At 73.0% G+C, this 3,102-nt stretch carries 5 protein-coding genes; 1 reads left to right on the top strand and 4 read right to left on the bottom strand.

Going from position 1 to position 3,102, the window contains the following annotated elements:
* Both AB0M20_RS34800 and AB0M20_RS34795 read right to left on the bottom strand, forming a co-directional pair.
* Nucleotides 1-190: hypothetical protein (locus AB0M20_RS34800; protein WP_364304653.1), on the bottom strand; the 190-nt coding region annotated here is incomplete at its 3' end.
* Between the two features lie 65 nt (nucleotides 191-255).
* Nucleotides 256-1,161 carry an MEDS domain-containing protein gene (locus AB0M20_RS34795; RefSeq protein ID WP_364304651.1) on the bottom strand — a complete coding sequence of 302 codons (906 nt, stop codon included), beginning with the start codon at nucleotides 1,159-1,161 and terminating at the stop codon, nucleotides 256-258.
* Nucleotides 1,162-1,337: 176 nt separating this feature from the next.
* On the opposite strand from AB0M20_RS34795, the gene AB0M20_RS34790 reads away from it, so the two are divergent.
* Nucleotides 1,338-1,754 (top strand): hypothetical protein, encoded by a 417-nt coding sequence (locus tag AB0M20_RS34790; RefSeq protein ID WP_364304649.1) that lies wholly within the window; start codon nucleotides 1,338-1,340, stop codon nucleotides 1,752-1,754.
* Between the two features lie 12 nt (nucleotides 1,755-1,766).
* Here AB0M20_RS34790 and AB0M20_RS34785 read toward each other — a convergent pair whose 3' ends face one another.
* On the bottom strand, nucleotides 1,767-1,946 hold the full coding sequence (locus tag AB0M20_RS34785) for an antitoxin (RefSeq protein ID WP_364304647.1): 180 nt from the start codon (nucleotides 1,944-1,946) through the stop codon (nucleotides 1,767-1,769).
* The coding region (locus tag AB0M20_RS34780; protein WP_364304645.1) for a 4-alpha-glucanotransferase at nucleotides 1,943-3,102 on the bottom strand (1,160 nt) is incomplete at its 5' end. The genes AB0M20_RS34785 and AB0M20_RS34780, both read right to left, overlap by 4 nt.

The raw sequence follows: 3,102 nt of genomic DNA, 5'->3' as shown, positions 1-3,102 counted from the left end.
GCAGCGCCTGCATCCGTCGCACCGGACCGGCCGCCCATGTCGAGGGCCGGTCGGGCGACATCCCGTGCTCGGCCGTGAGAAAGGCCCATAGACGGTCCCGCATCGAGGCGACACCGGACGCCGGCACAGCGCCCGGCAGCCGCAGCAGGCCCGACCGATCGAACTCGCCGCGCTGCGTGGCTGTGACCATCGCGCGACGTTAACGCGGGCCATTTCGCCGCGCATCCGGTTATCCCGGCGCGAGCTGACGGGTCGTCAGCGGTAGAGGGCGAAACGCGCGTGCGTGACGCCCTTCTCCGTGTGCACCGACAGGGCGTCGCAGATCTGGCCCACCAGCCACAGACCCATGCCGCCCACCACGCCCGGGACCGGGGGCAGATAGCCGGCCAGCGGACCGGGCGGCTGCGGGCCGTCGTCGATCACCTCGCACACCACCGCTTCCGGGCTCAGCCACACCCGCAGCTCCCGGTCGGCGCCGCCGTGGCGGATGCTGTTGCTGCCCAGCTCGCTCAACGCCAGCACCAGCACCTCGATCCGGTCCGGCGGCAGCCACCGCTCGGCCGTCGCCCGGTTGCGCAGGTGCGCTCGCAGGTCGGCCACCGAGTCGCCCAGCGGCGCCGCCACGATCGGGTCGCCCGGCGCCGGGAAGACCGGCTCCGGCACCTCGCCGAGCAGGACGGCCGGATCCTCGTAGTCGTCACTGACGTGCCAGCCACGATCGAAGAAGATCTTGTGGGTACGCCGGGCGGCGTCCACCCGGGTGCCCTTGCGCTGCGGGCAGAGCAGGTGCGCGTTCTGGCCGGCGAGGGCGGCGTTGATCGCGGACTCCGCGCGTACCCATGACGGGGTTTGATCCTCGGCGTTGATCTCGTGGATGATCCGGGTGGACGGCCGGCCGGCCGCGGACGTGGTGCGCAGCACCTGCGCCCAGACGCCGATGGTCCGGATGGGACGGACCTCCCACTCCTCACCGGCCCGGAAGCGGACCGCGGCGGCGTCGGTGCCGAGCTGCTCGCGAACCGGCTTGATGTGCGCGGCCGGCGCGACCATCGCCACCGCCTCGTCGCGCTCCAGGCCCTCGCAGATGAACGGCACGAGGAAGCCCACATAGGCCTCGAGGGAGTCGTAGAGGAAAGCCGAATGGGTGAAGTCCTCGCTCACGCCGGCCACCTCCGCGCATCCAACGTAGCACCGGCGACGCGGTCCGCGACCGGCGTGACCCATGAGCGTGAATGCGCCGTCGCTTTCTGGCGAAAACGGTCATGTCACGCGATCGGTGCGGCCACACTGGCGGCACGAGACCCGTCCGAGGTGGACGGGCGGGAAGGGGATGCGCCGTGTCGGGCTCCAGCAGCGTGCTGGCCGAGTTCATCGGTGACCGGGCGGAGCGTCCGGCAGGTTACTCGGCAGGCCGCCCGGCCGGGCCGCCGCCGGCCGAGGAGATGGCCGAGATCCTGGCCGCCGCGGCCGCGCAGCACAGCCGATCCCGACCGGCGCTGCGGATCCGCCGGCACGACTCGGACGAGGGTCCCGCCTACTGGCGATGGGACTGCGGCCGGTGCGGCGAGTACGGCGGCGGGCGACACCACCCGGACGCGATCACCCGGGCGCTGCGCCACTGCGCCGAGCACCCGCAGCACCGCTCGTCGCTGCTGCCGCCGAGCCGGTGCCGGGAGCGTACGCCGCAGCCCGCGGTGCACCCGATGCTGTTCGCCGTCGACGAGGACGCGCCGCCCCCGCCGCTGTCGATCTGAGCCGGCCGCGGCTCAGGCGACCGTGTCGCCGTCGCCGGTGCGCTTCTGCGCCTCGTCGACGCCGCGGTCGATGTGCGAGCTGTACTTGTGCCCGGTGCGCTTGTCGACCTCGTCGCCGACCTTCTCCAGCACCTGGTCGACCTGCTTGTCGTGCTTGTCGGCGAACTCCTTCGCCTTGTCCAGGAAGCTCATGCGGCCGTCCCCTTCCGTGCGCTCAACACGGCGGCGATCCGCCGTACGCGTGGATCAACCACGATCTGCTCCAGGCTAGTGGGCAGCGGCATCCGCCAGTTGGGATATTCGTCCGTGGTGCCGGGCAGGTTCGGCTGGTCCAGCACCCCCAGCACGTCGTAGAGCGACGCGGTGACGAACCGGCAGGGGGTGCGCGCGAGGAACTCGTGCATCGCGACCACGATCTCGTCGTCGGTGCTGTCCGCGGTGATCAGTCCCTCCTCGCGCAGCGCGGTCAGCAGCTGCGCCCGGTCGGCGTCGGCGGTGCGGCGCTCGTCCTCGACGCTGCCGGCGAGCTGGCCCAGCTCCGCGCGTACCCGGACCTGCTCGCCCGCCAGGAAGCCGGCGGCGGTCGGCAGGTCGTGGGTGGAGATGCTGGCCAGGGCGTTGCGCGGATAGCGTGCGGCCGGCAGGTAACCCCCGTCGGGATCGTCGTCGTCGCGGGTGAACCACAGCACCGCCGACCCGAGGATGTTCATCCGCTGGAGGCTCTCGGTCACCACGGGCAGCACCGTCCCGAGGTCCTCGCCGATCACCACCGCGCCGGCCCGGTGCGCCTCCAGCGCGAGGATGCCGAGCATCGCCTCCGGGTCGTAGTGCACGTACGTGCCCTCGACCGCGCCCATGCCCGGCGGCACCCACCACAGACGCCACAGCCCGAGGATGTGGTCGACGCGCAGCCCACTGGTGTGCCGGAAGATCCGCCGCAGCATGTCCCGGTACGCCGCGTAGCCGGTCTCGATCAGCCGGTCCGGCCGCCACGCCGCCAGCCCCCAGTCCTGCCCGAGCTGGTTGAACGCGTCCGGCGGCGCCCCGGCGTGCACTCCCTGGGCCAGCACGTCCTGCAGCAGCCAGCCGTCGGCGCCGGTCGGGTCGATGCCCACCGCCAGGTCGTGCACGATGCCGACGGGCATCCCGGCCGCCGCCCGGTTGGCCGCGTCGAGCTGCTCGTTCACCAGCTGCTGCACCCAGACGTGGAAGCCGACCCGCGGGTCGGCGCGGCACGCGGCCACCGCCGGGGTGTCCGGCCGGCGCAGCTCGGCCGGCCACGTCTGCCAGGTCGGGCCCGGCGCCGCGGCCACGGTGCAGAACACCCCAGAGCGGAAGAGCGGCGGGG

Source organism: Actinoplanes sp. NPDC051633 (assembly GCF_040681735.1).
In the GTDB taxonomy this organism is placed as follows: Bacteria; Actinomycetota; Actinomycetes; order Mycobacteriales; family Micromonosporaceae; genus Actinoplanes.
Note: the sequence above shows the minus strand (reverse complement) of the source record. Positions and strands in the feature narration are given on the sequence as shown.

Coding starts and splice junctions, on each gene's coding strand:
- AB0M20_RS34785 (WP_364304647.1), bottom strand. CDS start 1,946: ATGAGCTTCCTGGACAAGGCGAAGGAGTTCGCCGACAAGCACGACAAG.